Origin of the sequence: Pseudanabaena yagii GIHE-NHR1, assembly GCF_012863495.1 — a bacterium.
In the GTDB taxonomy this organism is placed as follows: Bacteria; Cyanobacteriota; Cyanobacteriia; order Pseudanabaenales; family Pseudanabaenaceae; genus Pseudanabaena; species Pseudanabaena yagii.
In genome coordinates this window covers 1757766-1774585 of the sequence record NZ_JAAVJL010000001.1, presented here as the reverse complement: position 1 = coordinate 1774585, position 16820 = coordinate 1757766, and the positions used below count along the sequence as shown (strand labels likewise).

The following is a 16820-nucleotide window of genomic DNA, read 5'->3' as shown; positions in this document are numbered from 1 at the left end:
AGGTCTAATCAGTTTTACTAGCATTTTCAATTAATTAATTTCTTTATGATTTTGGGATTAGAGCGCAGTGATTCTGCAAGAAGAGCAAATCCAGATGCTACACCTTGATTGGTTATGCAACTATAAAAATTTTCAGAAGAAGCTAAAACAAATAAATCGATTAATACTTCTAAATTTAGGGTATATTGGTCTGTCGCTTTAAACTCGTGCAATGGCAGTCCAGCCATGTCTGGAACATTATGAATGACAACTAGTTTACTGCCCCAAAATTCCTTGGCATACTGTTGGCAATTGAAGTCATCTGTGCATACAACAACTTTACTATTGATTTTGTCTTTTAATTTATCAAAAAAATATTTATAGTCTGTTGTATAATCAGTGTTTCTAATATGAATTGAGTCGTATCTGCCAAGATTTTCAATGATATGCTTTATTTTATGTTTGATATCTTGCTTTAATTGTAAGAGTGCTAAAGTTTTAATTGAGTAGTCTCCACCACCACATTGTTCATGGAGTAATACACTTTCATCATAATGTGCGTTAAAATCAAATGTTAACGGATTTCTTGTTTCTTTATCTACAAAATTCATGATAGAGCTATCCCAATCTGCCTCATAAGAATCAAGTTTATGAGTTAAACATTCGGGGAAGCATGAACTATCGTTGCATAATTTTTTGATAGGTGAACCAAAATTAAATACTTTACTAGGTTCAAAATAATTACCTAAACAATCATGCAAACCAGATAGACTAGTATCAACCCATAAATCTCTATTACTTTTTATTGCATAAATCCTACATTTTTCTATCTGACAGAGCATATCATTCAACCCACCCCTAGGTCGGCAGAAAACTATTTTACCTGTACGGTGAGGATGCCAATAAATAATCTTAAGTATAAGCTCTTTAATTTGGTTTATTATTGTTAACTTCATTTGCCATTTTAAATTCGAGTCTAAATAGTGATTTAATTGCTAGATCTAATTATAGTATTAGGCAGAAAATTCAGCTTAATTTGATTATATGGCATACAAACTAAAATTTGACTGTCAGACGATATGGCCTATATGGAATTTTATATAGAAAGTTTCTGACTCAGATAGCATTTTGAGGTGAATAGAAGGAAAGTTTCTGCCTAGTAAGTTAAAATCGCTTAAATTGGTGTGTTAGGCAGAAATTTTCGTGTATTACTTAACTATATAAACCCGATGAAATTGTACGAAAAAAGGCAATTTGAGTCAAAACCCAGCTATTTTTTAAATTTTGGTACATAGACAATCAATAAGGATGATTTTACGCTTGGAATTTAGCCACGGTTTTAGCAATCTCCTTCAATGCCTTAGCCGATGCGGAATCAGGATGAGCTAAGAAAATTGTCACACCGCGATCTCTTACCTAACAGTGATCGCGTTAACATAGGGATGATAGAAAAATTGTGTTCATCATTCCCGATACATAGATGAAAAGTCACATTAAACTTTAGCAAAACATCAAGTCATTTATTCGGTCAAACCTAGAAGGCGGCTATGTTGCCAAATGCTTGGAAATATCAGTAGTTACACAGGGAAACACCTTAGATGAAGTTGTTGAAAATCTCATCGAAGCCGTTGGCTTACACCTAGAAAGCGAAAATCCTTAAGACTTCGGCTTGGTCGCAAATCCATCAATTTTCGACACCTTTGAGCTACAACCAGAATATGTCAAAGCTTAAACGTCTCTCTGGTGCAGATGCAACTATTCCTAACCATCGCGAATTAGCCACAGGCACTTGTCAATCAATCTTTCGACAAGCTACCCGCTATATTCTCGAATCAGAGCTATTTCCTTACTTTTATGAATAAACTAGCGTAAGTTCGGGTTAATCTCCAAAAAGTTAAGACATAATCTGAAATTACCCCGAACTGAATTTTAGTTATCTTGTTCTTGGATTTTAGCCGCGATCGCTTTAGCGATATCCCTTAATGCCTTAGCCGAAGCAGACTCAGGATGACCTAAGACAATTGGCACACCGCGATCGCCACCTTCACGCAGACTAATTTCTAGAGGCACACAACCGAGCAGCTCCACACCAAGCTCATCGGATGCCTTCTTACCACCACCTGAACCAAAAATATCGTATTGCTTATCAGGTTGATCGGGTGGAATGAAATAGCTCATATTTTCGACAATACCTAAAACAGGAATGCCCATATTCTCAAACATCTTCAATCCTTTACGCGAATCCAAGAGCGAGACAGTTTGTGGAGTAGTTACGATCACCGCTCCTGCCAATGGTACGGACTGGGTAAGGGTTAACTGCGCGTCACCAGTACCGGGGGGCATATCCACAATTAAATAATCTAGTTCGCCCCAATTTGCCTGATAGAGAAACTGACGAATTACACCATTGAGCATCGGTCCCCGCCACACTACGGGCTGATCCTTCGCAATCAAAAATGCCATCGAGATGGTTTTCACACCATAGTTAAAGGCTGGCTCAACTACATCTGCACCATTTTCTGCTTTAACCACCTTTACTTGTGCAGCTTCTACCCCAAGCATCAGTGGCACATTTGGTCCATAAATATCCGCATCAAGTAGCCCTACCTTTGCGCCCATATCCGCAAGCGCAACTGCTACATTGACGGCTACCGAGGTTTTCCCGACACCACCTTTTCCACTAGAGATCGCCAAAATATGTTTTACGCCTTCGATTCCTTGTAGCGCATTGGTTGGTGGTACTGGCGTGGCAACAGCAGGACTATTCGCAATTACCTTCACCCAGACATCGGTAACTGTTGCGATTGCCTTAATGGCATTTTTACATTCTTGGATTAACGGGTCGCGTTTAGGGCTATTGGGATCATTTAACAAAAGCGTAAAGCTGACCACCCCATTGGACTTAATGGCGATATCTCTCACCATATCCAGTTCGATAATGCTTTTTTGGCGATCGGGATCGATGATTGGTGTTAATACGTCCTTTATCGCTTGCAAATCATGTAAATCAGCCATAGATTTAGAAAGTTCAAAAATTAAAAAATTTGCTTAATACTGCCAAGATTTCATTAAAGCCCAAATAAGAGCCAAAGTTATCGATAAAGATTTATGCTTATGATGAAATATTCTCTTACAGCATTTATTTAGTATTCCGCGCCCCTCAATTATCTCAATCAATAAATATCTAGGTCAGGAAATAAATCCATGAGTAATGAAGTAAAAGTTATACAACCTTCAGGAAGACTTGATGTCACAACTGCGGCTGAGTTTCGTCGTCAAGTTAACGATATTGCCTTAGCCTCAAATTCTCCCAAATATTTATTAGTTGATCTGCAAGAGATCTCTTTTATGGATAGTTCGGGGCTAGGCGCTCTCGTGTCTGCCTTAAAGTCAATTCGTAACAGCAATGGGGAGATGGTAATTTGTGGTGCCAATGATCAAGTGCAAATGCTATTTGAACTAACCAGCATGACCAAGATTTTTAAAATTTATCCAACAATCGATGAATTCAATGCGACCTTAAGTTAGGACAGGCTGAGCATAAGAAATAGCATAAAAAAAGCAGTGCTAAGCACTGCTTTTTTCGACTAAAAAATCAAGGCTAGTGCTTAGCACTAGCCTTGATTTTTTAAACTTCAGCCGTAGCTTCTACTGCTTCAGCAACAACTTCTTCAGGAATTTCAGGCTCTTCCATAGCATCAGGAACTTCATAATCATCATCTACTGGAGGCAAAGGAATTTCCATTACCGCAGGAGGAGCATTTAGCTGTTCGCGATATTTCGCAGCCATTTCTTCTGCCTTAGCGTAAACCAGTTGAGGATCCTTGACCATATCACCAGGTTCAGCTTCGAGTTGCTTGGTGGAGAGAGAAATCCGTCCACGCTCTGCATCGAGATCGATGATCATGACCTTCACTTCGTCATTGACGTTGAAGACGTTATGAGGAGTTTCGATATGCTCGTGGGAGATTTCGGAAATGTGCAACAAGCCGCTAACACCACCGATATCGATGAATGCACCGTAGGGCTTGATACCACGTACTACTCCAATAACGACTTCGCCAACTTCGAGCTTGTTCATCTTGCGCTCGACAAGAGCACGACGATGGCTAAGGACAAGACGGTTACGGTCTTCGTCTACTTCTAAAAACTTGAGTGGCAATTCTTCGCCAACCAACTCTTCCTTGGGTTTGCGGGTGCTGATATGAGATCCAGGGATGAATCCACGTAGACCTTCGATTCTGACTAGAGCACCACCACGGTTGGTTGCGAAAATAAGCGATCGCACAGTTGCGTCTTCTGCTTGCAACTGACGGACACGTTCCCATGCTCTCATGTACTCGATGCGGCGAATCGAAAGAGTTAATTGTCCTTCTTCGTTTTCGTCGGCGAGAATGAAAAACTCACGGGTTTCATTGTTCTGCAAAACTTCTTCAGGCTGGTCAACTCGGTTGATCGACATCTCCTGAATGGGGATGTACGCTGCTGTTTTTGCGCCAATGTCAATAAGTGCGCCCCTAGGCTCAATGCTGAATACCGTACCTGCAACAATGTCGCCGGGGCTAAAGTGATAATCGTACTTATCTAAGAGTTTGGCAAAATCTTCATGTGTAAAGCCGACATTGGTGGTAGCAGTTTTTGTCCGATTGACCATAACTAAATTTATCCTTGTTCCTGTTCTCCTTGAGATTTTTTTGTTTCCTCCCGGAAATGTAAGAGCAGCAAGCCTTGCAGCCTGTTGCGGTTTACATCCTATGTCTATATTTGGTGTTCCTAGCAAGAGAGTTCTAGTTCAACCTATAGTCATAGGTTTTTAATTATAGCGTAGTTCAGCTTTATCGCAAAAGTACTAGCAAATATTTTTTTACTTTTATTGCTTGAATTTCTTGATTTGGCTGCGAAAGGGGGATAAGTAGGTGGGCATAATTAAAAACCAGAACCAAGACCTGTGGCGCACGCTGCGCGTGCGCCACAGGTCTTGGGGTTTTATATTTAATTGCGCCCACCTACTTATCTAATTAGCATGCGACTCGAAAGAAGTTATAAAATCTTATTTAGATAGTATTAATTGAGGCTAGCCATACCATGTATGAGCCAATTCATCCGAAATCGCCCCTTGAGACGATGCCCACAATGTACGATTTGCCAAGTGAGTTGGTAGGAGAATCTGGTTTGCCCGACGAATTTCATATAATCCAAGCGGATTTACTAACTGAAACCTGCAAACCAGTGGGTTACGCTTCAGAAGAAATATTATTGGCAACCGATCTCAATCTTTATTACGATCCTCGACATACTAGTTGGTACAAACGACCCGACTGGTACATGGTTCTAGGAGTACCAAGGGCTAATGAGCAGAACGAGCTAAGACTGAGCTATTTAATTTGGCAAGAGGGAGTAACGCCTTTTTTAGTCGTAGAGCTACTATCCCCTGGCACGGAAGATGAAGATTTAGGTCAAAGACTGAGAGAAGTGAATCAACCACCCAGAAAATGGGAGGTGTATGAACGTATTTTGCGAGTGCCTTACTATGTTGTTTACGATCGCTACGAAAATAATCTACGTGCCTTCGAGCTTTCGGTTAACGGTTATAAGCCAATTACCCTGACTGAGCAACGCTTTTGGATACCCAGTTTGGGATTAGGGTTAGGACTATGGCAAGGGGTGTATCAGGAAACTAAAGGGCTATGGCTGCGCTGGTATGACCAAACTAGCTGGATTCCAACCTTGGCTGAGAGGGCTGAAGCTGAGAGTCAAAGGGCTGAAGCTGAGAGTCAAAGGGCGAATAGATTGGCGGCTTATTTGCGATCGCAAGGCATTGATCCTGATAATTTGCCAAGCTAACTTGTCAGTTTCTTATAGGATTCAACCACCTAGCCTTTGCAACTTCACCATAAAAAAACCATCCATATCATGTTCATGGGGTAGGACTTTTACCCAACCGCGATCGCTGGCAAAATGTGCCGCAGGATTATCGGCACTTGGTGGCACAATTTGCCAATCGGGATGATTGATTAAAAACTGGGTAATTACTTCTTCATTTTCAGCAGGATGGATCGTGCAAGTGCTGTAGACAATTACGCCTTCGGGTTTGACCCATTGAATAGCACTTTCGAGAATCTCAGCTTGAGTTTTGGCTAATTTATAAGGCTCATCAGGGGTTTGTCGCCAACGGGCATCGGCATGACGGTGCAATGTGCCTAAGCCAGAGCAAGGCACATCTAATAAGACGCGATCGCATTTGCCTTCTGGAATACCTGCAAACTCACGGGCATCAATCTCAAGGGTTTCCACATTAGTGATCCCTAAACGAGCGGTATTTTGATCAACTTTTTTGAGACGGTTTGCAAGACGATCGAGGGCATAAACTTTGCCCGTATTTTTGAGGCGATCGCTAATATGCGTAGTCTTGCCACCGGGGGCAGCACAGGCATCAATAATAATTTCATTGGGCTGTGGATCTAATAGATAGGTAACTAACTGAGCGCTAGCATCCTGAACCGACCACCAACCATCTTTAAATTTGGGCAATTGACTGACATCACCCGCACCTTGACCCACACGGATACCGTCAGGAAGGTGGGGAATCGGCTCGACAGGAATTTTTGCTTCGGCAAACGCTGCTAATACTTGATCCCTTGTCGCATGGAGCAGATTTACCCGCAAATCGAGATGGGGCGTTTGATTAAACCAATTGCAAATATTTGCGATCGCTTCTTGACCAAATTCTTTTTGCCATAGCTCGATTAGCCATTCGGGGTAACTATAAAAGCTAGCGGGATCGCTAATATTGGCGAGGATATCTTCCTTCTCCTTGGCTCGGAGTATGGATCGCATGATCCCATTCGTAAATCCAGATAATCCCGTTAAATTATTTTCTTTAGCTAGCTCCACCGTCGTATGCACAATGGCTGAGGGCTTAATGCGATCGAGAAAACATAGCTGGTACACACCTATCTGTAGAATTATTAATAGATCTGGTGGTAATTTTGTGGTTGGTTTTTGTGAGAAGTTTTGCAAAACCGCTTGCAGGGTTTTTTGGCGGCGCGTACATCCATAAACTAACTCAGTGATCAGACGGCGATCGCTTTCTGGGAGAATTATGTTATTCTGGCGCGCACGTGAGAGCGTACAGTCCAGCGCAACATCAGCATATGCATTTCGTCTTTGAATGAGGCGGAGAGCTTCTAAAGCAATCTGTCGAGAGTTCTTACTCGTCATCGGCAATTTATAAAGTCAAGTTAAAGGGCTATTTCCAAAGCTATTTAATGAAGCTATCTAAATAATTGATGGCAGAATTCAAGAATTAGAAAAATTCAATGATTGCACAGTAGACAAATGCAGCCATTATTTGGTATCTAAGAGCGTAGATCGAGGTGGTTATTAATCATCTGTTACAAAGCTGTAAAAAAACTACAAAACGGCTTCATATTTCGAGAAGGATTTGGTGATTATTGTGGGTGTGAGGAGCGGCAATGGTTGATACTGGTGTAAGAGTTAGGAGAGCAAAATTCCCGTCAGGGAGTAGCCTAGCACTTGGGTTAGCAATCGGTTTAATAAGTTTAATTGTTGGTGTCGATCTTTTCCTGCATCCAAATATAAGTTCTAGCCTGTTATTGCCCTTTACCTTTGGTGGTGGTGGGGTTGCCTTCTTAGGAACTTTTGCTGTACCTGCTTTACGTCGCCTTAAGGCTGGTCAGATTATCCGTGAAGATGGTCCTCAAGCTCACCTCAAAAAACAAGGTACGCCGACGATGGGGGGGATATTCATTATACCTGTCGGGATCTTGTTGGGTTTAGTCTGGTCTGGCTTTAACGACAAAGTAATTGCTTGCAGTTTACTCACCCTTTCCTTTGCATTTATCGGTTGGCTTGATGACTGGAAAATCTTGCGTCGCCACTCCAATAAGGGACTTTCACCGCGTGCCAAGTTATTACTACAAGCTGGATTTTCCGCTTGTTTCTGTGCTTGGTTAGGTTTCACCCAAAATTGGCAGGCGATCGCCACGATTAATTTGCCATTGCATTTTGTCATTCCTCTAGGATTACTGTTCTTTCCCCTTGCGCTGTTTGTCTTTCTTGGCAGCAGTAACGCCACTAACCTCACCGATGGTTTAGATGGTCTCGCAGGTGGTACGGGAGCGATCGCTTTGTTTGGAATGGGGCTATTGCTATTCCCTAACAACAAAGAACTTGCCATATTCTGTATGTGTCTCAGTGGTAGCTATTTGGGCTTTCTCTGGCACAATCGCTATCCTGCCAAGGTATTCATGGGGGACACGGGTTCACTAGCATTAGGAGGCGCATTAGCATCTACCGCAATTCTCGGTAACTTGCTCTGGGCTTTCTTGATTGTGGGTGCAATTTTCATCTGGGAATCAATCTCGGTAATTGCACAGGTTTCCTACTACAAGGCAACCAAGGATGAAACGGGGATGGGTAAGCGACTTTTTAGAATGGCTCCTTTTCACCATCACTTAGAACTAAGTGGATGGCATGAGTTACACGTAGTCAGAGCTTTTTATCTGACAGGCGGATTTCTCGTTGGAGTAGCTCTTTTGATTAGCAAACTTTAAATTCTTTGAATTTATGTTTCCTGAAGAGACGGTGCATAGCACCGTCTCTTTTTTTTTAGATATTATTTATTGAATCGCTAGCTGGGATATTAAAATTACCTTAGGCTCTTGCGGATAAAAAATTTCCCACCAAAGTTATCTAGCTTCGACTCCGCTCAGCTAACGTTGGCTGAGCGGAGTCGAAGCCACAGGTACTTTAAATTAATAGCAAGTCCCTTATCGCCTATAGCCCTCCAACCTCGATCGCAACCATAGCTAAACAAGTGGATAAGAAAAAAGTACTGCTCCTGTCTGCCAATCCCTCGAATACCGATCGCCTAAGGGTGGAGGCAGAATTTCGGGAAATCGAAGCATGTTGTCAGAAGTCGAGTTTGCGCGATCGCTTTGCGATTGTTGCTAAGGGCGCAGTACGCATTGATGACCTACAGCCAATTTTGCTTCAGGAAGTGCCGCGTGTGGTGCATTTCTCAGGACATGGGGCAGCCGAAAATGGTCTGGTTTTAGAAAATGATGCGGGGGATTGGCAGCTTGCACCGACGGATGCTTTAGCAGAATTATTTCGGATTTTACAAAATGGGATCGATTGCGTGGTGTTGAATGCTTGTTTTTCGCAGGTGCAGGCGGAGGCGATCGCTCGTTATGTGCCTTATGTGTTGGGGATGAATCAAGCGATCGGGGATGTGGCGGCGATTGAATTTGCTAAGGGTTTTTATGGCGCGTTATTTGAGGGGAAATCCGTTAAGGATGCTTTTGAGCTAGGTAAAAATCTCATTGCCTTAAAAAATATCCCTGAAGTGCAAACGCCTGTGTTGTTAGAACGCAGTTATGAAAGACAGGTCTTACCAAGGGTGAATCTGGCGATCGAGGAACCTGAGGGGGCAGTCAGGATTGGCTCACAATTTTATATTCCGCGATCTCCCCAAGAAGAACAAGCTTTTAAAGCGATCGCCATGCCCCATGCCCTAATCCGTTTAAAATCTCCCGATCGCATGGGTAAGTCTTCGCTATTGGTACGGGTATTAGAAGAAGCGAGGCAGTTAGGCAATCGCACCACATGGCTAGATTTGCAAAAGTGCGATCGCAAGTTTTTTGAAAATATGGATCGTTTCTTGCAGTGGTTTTGTGCGGTGATTGGGCGCGATTTTGGGGTGAAGGCGAAACCGACCGATGATTGGGATGAGATGTTTGGGGCAAATGGGAACTGTGAGGAGTTTTTTGAAAGATATTTATTGAATGATGATGACGATCGCCCGTTAGTGATTGCGATCGAAAATCTGGATCGCATATTTCTCCATGAAGCGATCGAGGTGGATTTTTGTGGTTTGTTGCGTGGTTGGCATGAGCAGGGCAAGCATGACAAAACATGGGGCAAGTTGCGGCTAGTGCTTGCCTATTCGATGGAATCTTTTTCAACTAAGGATATTAACCAATCACCATTTAATGTGGGTACGCCAATTGATTTGGATGAATTCACAATTGCTCAAGTTCAAGAATTGGCAGCATTGCACGGATTATCAGCCGCACAAATAGAACCGATCGCTAATTTGGTGGGTGGTCATCCTTACCTTGTACGGATGGCTTTCTATAATTTAGCTAGTGGTGCAAATTCCCTTGAGCCGATTATCCAAGGTGCGGCGACGGAAGTGGGACTTTTTGGCAAACATCTCACCACTCGCTTAGCCAAGGTCGAAAAAGATACTCATCTTACGGAAGTTTTGCGATCGCTGGTTAATTCACAGCAACCAATCCGTTTTGATTTGGCGACTACGGCAAAATTGGATGGAATGGGTTTAATATTACGCACAGAAACAGGTGTAAAGATCCGCAATGAGCTATATCGGCGCTATTTCCAAAACCGTTTAGGAGTGTAAATTAGCCTTATGCCAGCCCTTGACATTTATCACAATGCTGCTAGACAAGCCCTCATTAAAGATGGTTGGAAGATCACCCATGATCCTTTACATCTGCGCTGGGGACGCAAAGATATGTATGTCGATCTGGGTGCGAAAAGGTTGATTATTGCCGAGCGTTCAGAGCAGAAAATTGCTGTGGAAGTTAAGAGTTTTCTTGGTGTGTCTGAAATGCAAGCTTTCCGTGATGCAGTGGGACAGTTTGCTATCTATCGTGCTGTTTTACGCCGCACATATCCAGATTTCATTTTATATCTAGCAATCCGCGATGTTGTGTATAGTTCTTTTTTTGAAGAGCCAATTGGACAAATTTTAATTGAAGATGAAAATCTGAAACTAATCGTATTTGATGCTGAAAAGGAGGAGATTCTACAATGGAAAAGCTAGCTAAATATCGCAAAATTATTCAGTATATTTTACTGACTTATACTGAAATTCCCTATTCTCATGGTGAATTAATTTGTAAGCCCCTCTTTGACGAAGTTCATGATAGCTATTTATTAATAACCCTTGGTTGGGATCGTAAAACTCGCGTGCATGGTTGCTTAGTTCATGTAGATATTATTAACGATAAAGTTTGGATACAACGTGATGAGACTGAGGATGGGATAACTCCTGAACTTGTAGCAGCAGGAATCCCAGCTAGTGATATTGTGTTAGCTTTTCATCCTGCGGATGTGCGTCCCTATACTGGCTACGCGATCGCCTGAGTAAAAAAAACTATGAGTAACCAAAATTTTAATTATCAAGTTGGTGGTAGTCTCCCTGCGGATGCGCCTAGTTATGTAGAGCGCCAATGCGATCGCGACTATTACGACTTACTCAAGGAGTGTAAATATTGCTATGTGTTTAACTGTCGGCAGATGGGGAAATCGAGTTTGCGGGTGCGGGTAACGCATAAATTGCAAGCGGAGGGGATTGTGTGCGCGACCATCGATCCGCAGAAGATTGGGGTGGAGGTGACTTGTGAGCAGTGGTATGCCAGCGCGATTCGGAGTTTGGTGGGGGATCTGAATTTAAAAAGTAAGTTTGATTTGCGAAGTTGGATTAGGGAACGGGAGTTGCTGTCGCCTGTGCAGCGCTTTGCGGAGTTTATTGAAACAGTCGTGTTGCAAGAGATTGATGCGCCGATTGTGATTTTTGTGGAAGAAATTGATCGCCTGTTGAGTCTCAAGTTTGGGATGGATGATTTCTTTGGATTAGTGCGATCGTTTTTTGAAGATCGTCCGACTAAGCCCGAATATAATCGCCTCACTTTTTCGTTTTTGGGTGTGGCGACACCGACGGATTTGATTCAGAGTCATAATACTTCGGCGTTTAATATTGGCTATGCGGTGGAGATGGCGGGGTTTACGCTGGCGGAGGCTTTGCCTTTGATGCAAGGTTTGGCGAGTAAGGTAGCGAATCCGCAGGATTATCTGGAAGAGGCGGTGAAGTGGACGGGGGGACAGCCTTTTCTGATTCAGCGATTGTTGGGCATGATGGAGAAGGAGCTAGCAGGAATTGCTACCCCTGAAAATATTGCAGCATGGGTTGAGAATTTAGTACAGGAGCGGATTGTCACGAATTGGGAATCGCAGGATGCGCCGCCACACTTGACGACGATTAGGGATCGCGTGCTGAGTGTGGAAGAGAAGTTGCGGGGGCGGATGTTGGGTTGCTATCAGCAGGTGTTGGCGGATGGGGAGTTGGAAGATGATCGCAGTGAGGAGCGATCGAAGTTGCGGTTGACGGGGTTGGTGGTGCGACGGGATGGGCGGTTGATTTCTTACAATCCAATCTATGCGGCTGTGTTTAATAATGCATGGGTGGAGGGTCAGTTAGCGGATTTGCGTCCAGAGTTTTATGCTTCGGCGTTTCGGGCTTGGCAGGGGTCGGAAATAAAAGATGGTTTTTTGTTGCGGGGTGAGGCGTTGAGGAATGCGGAAATATGGGCGAGGGGAAAGCGGCTTAGTGATGGGGATGAGGATTTTTTGCGGGAGAGTCGGGAGGTTGAGAAGGTAGAAGTAGTCCTTAAATTGGAAGCGGAGCGTTTGGCAAGAAAATCAGCAGAAGAGGCTAATCAAATCTTGATTGAAGCAGAGCAAATTGCAAGGAATAGAGTCAGATCTGGCACTCTGATTTTGGCGGGGATTTTGACAGGAACTGTGTTGGCTGCGGGACTGGTGATTGCTGGGGCTTCGTTATCTTTGAAAGAGGCAAAACAAAGTACTGAACAATCAGAAGTAGCCAAGGAGACAGCGCTAAGACAAATTGCACTAGCGCAAGTAAAACTAGAGAGTGTTAATGCAAAAGTTGCATTTTTAGATAATCGTGGAATTGAATCTCAATTATTAGCGTTGAGAGCGGGTTACAAGCTAAAACAGATTGAGAAGAGCTTAATAGATTGGCAGGAAATAAAACAGTCCGATGTTGTCCCAATCTTGCAACAGACGATTTATCGAGTACCCCAAATCAACCATTTTGGACAGAAGTTAGTTAGTGCGAATTTCAGTAATGATGGAAGTAAAATTTTTACTACATCGGAAGACAAAAAGATTCGCACTTGGGATTTGAAAGGGAATATAATCACAGTTATTGAACTTACAGGTTACACAAAACAAATCTGGAATGCAAATTTTAGCTCAGACGGCAGTAAAATCCTCACTTCTTCTAACGATGGAACTGTGGAAGTATGGGATCTCAAAGGAAGTCTAATCGCGTCTTTAAAAGGTCATACAAGTGAAATTGCGAGCGCAAATTTCAGTCCTGATGGAAGCAAAATTGTCACTGCGTCCGCCGATAAAACTACGAGGATATGGAATACTAATGGCAGTCAAATTGCCGAACTAAAAGGTCATACAGATTCTGTCTATAGTGCAAATTTCAGTCCTGATGGTAGCAAAATTATTACTGCTTCTTGGGACAAAACAGCGCGATTGTGGGATCTTGATGGTAATCAAATTACCGAATTCAATGGTCACACAGATCCTATCTTGAGTGCAAATTTTAGCCATGACGGTAGCAAAGTCATCACTGCTTCTTGGGACAAAACGGCGCGATTATGGGATCTTGATGGTAATCAAATCACCGAATTTAAAGGTCACACAAAAAGGCTTAGTAGTGCGAATTTTAGCCTTAACGACAACAAAATTGTCACGACATCAGACGACGGAACCACTCGGATATGGGATAATAAAGGTAATCAAATCGATGAACTAAAAGGCAGCATATCTACAAATGCAAGTTTTAGTCCAGATGGAAACAAAATTGTCACTGTATCTGCTGACAAAACATTACGGGTGTGGAACATTAAAGGGAGCCAAATTGCTGAACTAAAAAATAATAAAGATATTGTCTGGAGTGCAAATTTTAGCCCTGATGGCAGCAAGATTTTCACTACATCTATTGATACTACGGCAGAAAGCATGATAGGGCGTGTTTGGGATATTAATGGTAATCAAATTGCTGAACTAAAAGGTACATTCATTAAAAATTTTAGCCCTGACAGTAGCAAAATTATCACAACTTCCATTGACAATAAGGCGAGTCTATGGGATTTTAACGGAAATCTACTTGCTGAGTTCAAAGGTCATCAAGGTCAGGTCAATAGTGCAAATTTTAGTCCTGATGGCAGCAAAATTGTTACTGCATCTTTTGATAAAACTGCGAAGCTCTGGGGTATCAAAGGTAATTTAATTACTGAACTAAAAGATCATAAGGGTATTATCTGGAATGCAAACTTTAGTCCTGATGGCAGCAAAATTGTCACTGCATCTTTTGATAAAACTGCGAAGGTCTGGGATATCCAAGGTAATTTAGTCGCCGACTTAAAAGGTCACCCAGATATTGTAGGTGATGCAAATTTCAGTCCTGATGGCAACAAGATTGTTACTGCCTCTTTTAAAATTGCGAATGTATGGGATATCAAAGGTAATTTAATCGCAGAATTAAGAGGTCATACAAGTACTGTAAGAAGTCCAGCTTTTAGTCCTGATGGCAACAAAATTGTCACAAGCTCTGATGACAAAACTGCACGAGTATGGGATGTAAAAGGTAATTTAATCGCTGAACTAAAAGGCGATATAGATATAGGTAGTAATGCAAATTTTAGCCCTGATGGCAGCAAAATTGTCACGACATCTGATAAAACAGTACAAGTGTGGGATGTTCTTGGGAATCTAATCACCGAACTCAAAGGTCATACAAAAAGAGTCAATAGTGCGAATTTTAGCTCTGATGGCAGCAAAATTGTCACTGCCTCCGTTGATGGAACCGCACGGGTGTGGGAAGTTAAGATTGAGGGTGATCTTCATCGCCTATTAATTCTAGGCTGTGACAAACTACACGACTATCTTACCAATAGCGAAATTGCCAGTGATGAGGACAGACAGATGTGTGGCATTGCTCCAAGGCAAAAGTAAAAAGGTAAAAGGGAAAAAATTTTGTAGGGGTTTTGCATTTGTGCCACTATTCCCAAACACCCCACATAAATCTCCATTTGCAAATGCAGAACCCTCTTCGCCTTCACCGATAAATTGTCCCTGCGTTGTCAGGTATTGGGCATAGCATTCCCAAATCAAAGGAACCTGAGAATTTAGAAATTGTCGCGGGAATGCTCTGCCCCTACGAATGTTTACTAATCCCAACACTAGAGATAAAGATATAATCGATATAATGATCGCATCAACTAACCTATGCCTATCACCCTACAACCCGAACAAGAGCAATTCATTCAAACCCAGCTTGCCACAGGGCGCTACGCCAACGCCACTGAAGTAATTGCCGAAGCATTGCAACTTCTAGAAAAACGCAACCATTATGATCTCTGGGTCGAAGAACTCGGCAACAAAATCGACATCGCCGCCGCAGAACTTGATCGCGGTGAAGGACTTGATGGCGAAACAGCTATTAATCAGCTAAGAGCAAGACTTCACAAAAACCGCGAAGCTTAATTTCCCATGCCTCAATACACCATATCCCCCACAGCTATCCGCGACCTTGAAGACATCATCGACTATTTCACAGAAAGAAACGTAGAAACAGGCGATCGGCTACTCAATGAATTCACCAAAAAATGTCGGTATCTCACCCAATTCCCCTTAATTGGTCGAAGCTATTCCCAGATTCGCAATTATCTGCGTGGTATTCCCATGCAAAACTACATCATCTTCTATCGCGTCATTGATGAAGACATAGAAATTATGCGAGTGATTAGAGGCGATCGGAATCTAGAAGCTATGTTTGAAGAAAACCCTTAGTTCCTTGTTATGGAGGTCTACACATTGCAAGCCAAACTTCAAGCAACACCTCATTAAGGCTATGGCGATCGCCCTATACATGGATGAAAATGTTTTAAAAAGCACAGATTTAAGATCTCCGACTTTTTTTGTGAATTCGTAAATTGTCTTTGCTTGCTTAGAAAAAGTCGGAGATCTGTGCATTTAGAGGTTTCTGGCGATCTCATCGATTCTCTCAATATTGTAGGGGTTTTGCATTTGCGCCACCATTCCCAAACACCCCACATAAACCTCCATTCGTAAATGCAGAACCCTCTTTGCCTTCACCGATCGCTTGTCCCTGCGTTGTCAGGTGTTGGAGCCTAGCATTCCCAAATCGAAGGAACCTGAGAATTTAGAAATTATTGCGGGAATGCTATACACCTACGCATGTTTACTAATCCCAACACTAGAGATAAAGATATAGTTATTTTAAATAATTTGCAGAGGGGCTTCGACTCCACTCAGCCATCGGTGTAAGCTAGCTGAGCGAAGTCGGAGCTGTAGTTCTTATTTGAATTATCTATACTATTGCAAGCCAAACTTCACAATCACTTTTGAATAGGCTAAAGGAAAGCGATCGCCTCTTCTAAACACAAACTGCGATCGAGATCGTACAGATTAGATTTCTACTTGATAGCCTGTGTCATAGGTTTTAGTTAGGGATGATTTAAATTACATCAACCAGATCTATCTTAATTCTTTTACCCACTGCCCTAGCTGCCTTATCTAAAGTTCGTAAAGTTACAGAATCATACTCAGGATCAAGTAAGCGATCTAGTGCTGCGCGGCTAGTTTGCATAGACTTAGCCATCTTGGATTTAGTTAAGCCACGTTCTTTCATTGCTTGCTCAACTTGCCAAGCCAAAACACGCTTCAACGCAGCTTCTGTTACTTCGTTTAAGATTCCTTCCTGTTCTAGAAAGTCATCAAAAGCAGAACCTAAATGACAATTGTTAGACATGGTTAACTCCTAGCTTTATTTTTAAATTCAATTTGGCGCTTGATAGCTAAATTCAAATCTTCTTTAGATATTTTTTGTGTTTTCTTACTTAGTACAGGACAAAAAGTTGCAAAAGTAGGCAGGGAGGGGTTTT

The 16820-nt window shown here is 42.4% G+C and carries 15 protein-coding genes and 1 pseudogene; 11 read left to right on the top strand and 5 right to left on the bottom strand.

The window, feature by feature from the left end; all coding sequences use genetic code 11:
* Positions 1-26: 26 nt before the first annotated feature.
* On the bottom strand, positions 27-935 hold the full coding sequence (locus tag HC246_RS08190; protein WP_169362956.1) for an O-fucosyltransferase family protein: 909 nt from the start codon (positions 933-935) through the stop codon (positions 27-29).
* 554 nt (positions 936-1489) lie between these two features.
* On the opposite strand from HC246_RS08190, the pseudogene HC246_RS26885 reads away from it, so the two are divergent.
* Both HC246_RS26885 and HC246_RS08180 read left to right on the top strand, forming a co-directional pair.
* Positions 1490-1711, top strand: a pseudogene (locus HC246_RS26885) (type II toxin-antitoxin system HicB family antitoxin).
* A complete protein-coding gene (locus HC246_RS08180) occupies positions 1698-1841 on the top strand; it encodes a type II toxin-antitoxin system HicA family toxin (protein WP_169362955.1) in 144 nt (47 codons plus the stop codon). The pseudogene HC246_RS26885 and the gene HC246_RS08180 overlap by 14 nt, the downstream one beginning before the upstream one ends.
* A 67-nt stretch (positions 1842-1908) precedes the next feature.
* Here HC246_RS08180 and HC246_RS08175 read toward each other — a convergent pair whose 3' ends face one another.
* Positions 1909-2994 carry an Mrp/NBP35 family ATP-binding protein gene (locus HC246_RS08175; protein ID WP_169362954.1) on the bottom strand — a complete coding sequence of 362 codons (1086 nt, stop codon included), beginning with the start codon at positions 2992-2994 and terminating at the stop codon, positions 1909-1911.
* 189 nt (positions 2995-3183) lie between these two features.
* On the opposite strand from HC246_RS08175, the gene HC246_RS08170 reads away from it, so the two are divergent.
* Entirely contained in the window at positions 3184-3507 is a 324-nt protein-coding gene (locus tag HC246_RS08170; RefSeq protein ID WP_169362953.1) for an STAS domain-containing protein, read from the top strand.
* A gap of 100 nt (positions 3508-3607) precedes the next feature.
* Here the strand turns inward: HC246_RS08170 and HC246_RS08165 are convergent, their stop codons facing one another.
* Complete coding sequence (locus tag HC246_RS08165; RefSeq protein WP_169362952.1) at positions 3608-4633, bottom strand: 30S ribosomal protein S1; 1026 nt, start codon at positions 4631-4633, stop codon at positions 3608-3610.
* A 431-nt stretch (positions 4634-5064) separates the two neighbouring features.
* On the opposite strand from HC246_RS08165, the gene HC246_RS08160 reads away from it, so the two are divergent.
* Positions 5065-5823: a Uma2 family endonuclease gene (locus HC246_RS08160; RefSeq protein ID WP_169362951.1), complete on the top strand. Its 759-nt coding sequence runs from the start codon at positions 5065-5067 to the stop codon at positions 5821-5823.
* A 21-nt stretch (positions 5824-5844) separates the two neighbouring features.
* On the opposite strand, the gene HC246_RS08155 is transcribed toward HC246_RS08160, so the two are convergent.
* Positions 5845-7200 carry a 16S rRNA (cytosine(967)-C(5))-methyltransferase gene (locus HC246_RS08155; RefSeq protein ID WP_169362950.1) on the bottom strand — a complete coding sequence of 452 codons (1356 nt, stop codon included), beginning with the start codon at positions 7198-7200 and terminating at the stop codon, positions 5845-5847.
* Positions 7201-7454: 254 nt separating this feature from the next.
* Here HC246_RS08155 and mraY point away from each other — a divergent pair, with 254 nt between their 5' ends.
* The 7 genes from mraY (at position 7455) to HC246_RS08120 (ending at position 15705) form a co-directional block, all read left to right on the top strand.
* Positions 7455-8555, top strand: coding sequence for a phospho-N-acetylmuramoyl-pentapeptide-transferase (gene mraY, locus HC246_RS08150; protein WP_169362949.1), 1101 nt, complete (start codon positions 7455-7457; stop codon positions 8553-8555).
* A gap of 263 nt (positions 8556-8818) precedes the next feature.
* Complete coding sequence (locus HC246_RS26720; RefSeq protein ID WP_169362948.1) at positions 8819-10426, top strand: AAA-like domain-containing protein; 1608 nt, start codon at positions 8819-8821, stop codon at positions 10424-10426.
* A gap of 9 nt (positions 10427-10435) precedes the next feature.
* A complete protein-coding gene (locus HC246_RS08140) occupies positions 10436-10852 on the top strand; it encodes an element excision factor XisH family protein (protein WP_169362947.1) in 417 nt (138 codons plus the stop codon).
* Entirely contained in the window at positions 10840-11175 is a 336-nt protein-coding gene (locus tag HC246_RS08135) for a XisI protein (RefSeq protein WP_169362946.1), read from the top strand. The genes HC246_RS08140 and HC246_RS08135 overlap by 13 nt, the downstream gene beginning before the upstream one ends.
* Before the next feature lie 12 nt (positions 11176-11187).
* The gene (locus HC246_RS08130) at positions 11188-14868 is read left to right on the top strand and encodes an AAA-like domain-containing protein (protein ID WP_169362945.1); all 3681 of its coding nucleotides are present in this window, start codon (positions 11188-11190) and stop codon (positions 14866-14868) included.
* A 273-nt stretch (positions 14869-15141) separates the two neighbouring features.
* Complete coding sequence (locus HC246_RS08125) at positions 15142-15399, top strand: ribbon-helix-helix domain-containing protein (RefSeq protein ID WP_169362944.1); 258 nt, start codon at positions 15142-15144, stop codon at positions 15397-15399.
* 6 nt (positions 15400-15405) lie between these two features.
* Positions 15406-15705 carry a type II toxin-antitoxin system RelE/ParE family toxin gene (locus HC246_RS08120; RefSeq protein WP_169362943.1) on the top strand — a complete coding sequence of 100 codons (300 nt, stop codon included), beginning with the start codon at positions 15406-15408 and terminating at the stop codon, positions 15703-15705.
* 688 nt (positions 15706-16393) lie between these two features.
* On the opposite strand, the gene HC246_RS08115 is transcribed toward HC246_RS08120, so the two are convergent.
* Complete coding sequence (locus tag HC246_RS08115; RefSeq protein WP_169362942.1) at positions 16394-16687, bottom strand: helix-turn-helix domain-containing protein; 294 nt, start codon at positions 16685-16687, stop codon at positions 16394-16396.
* Positions 16688-16820 lie beyond the last annotated feature (133 nt).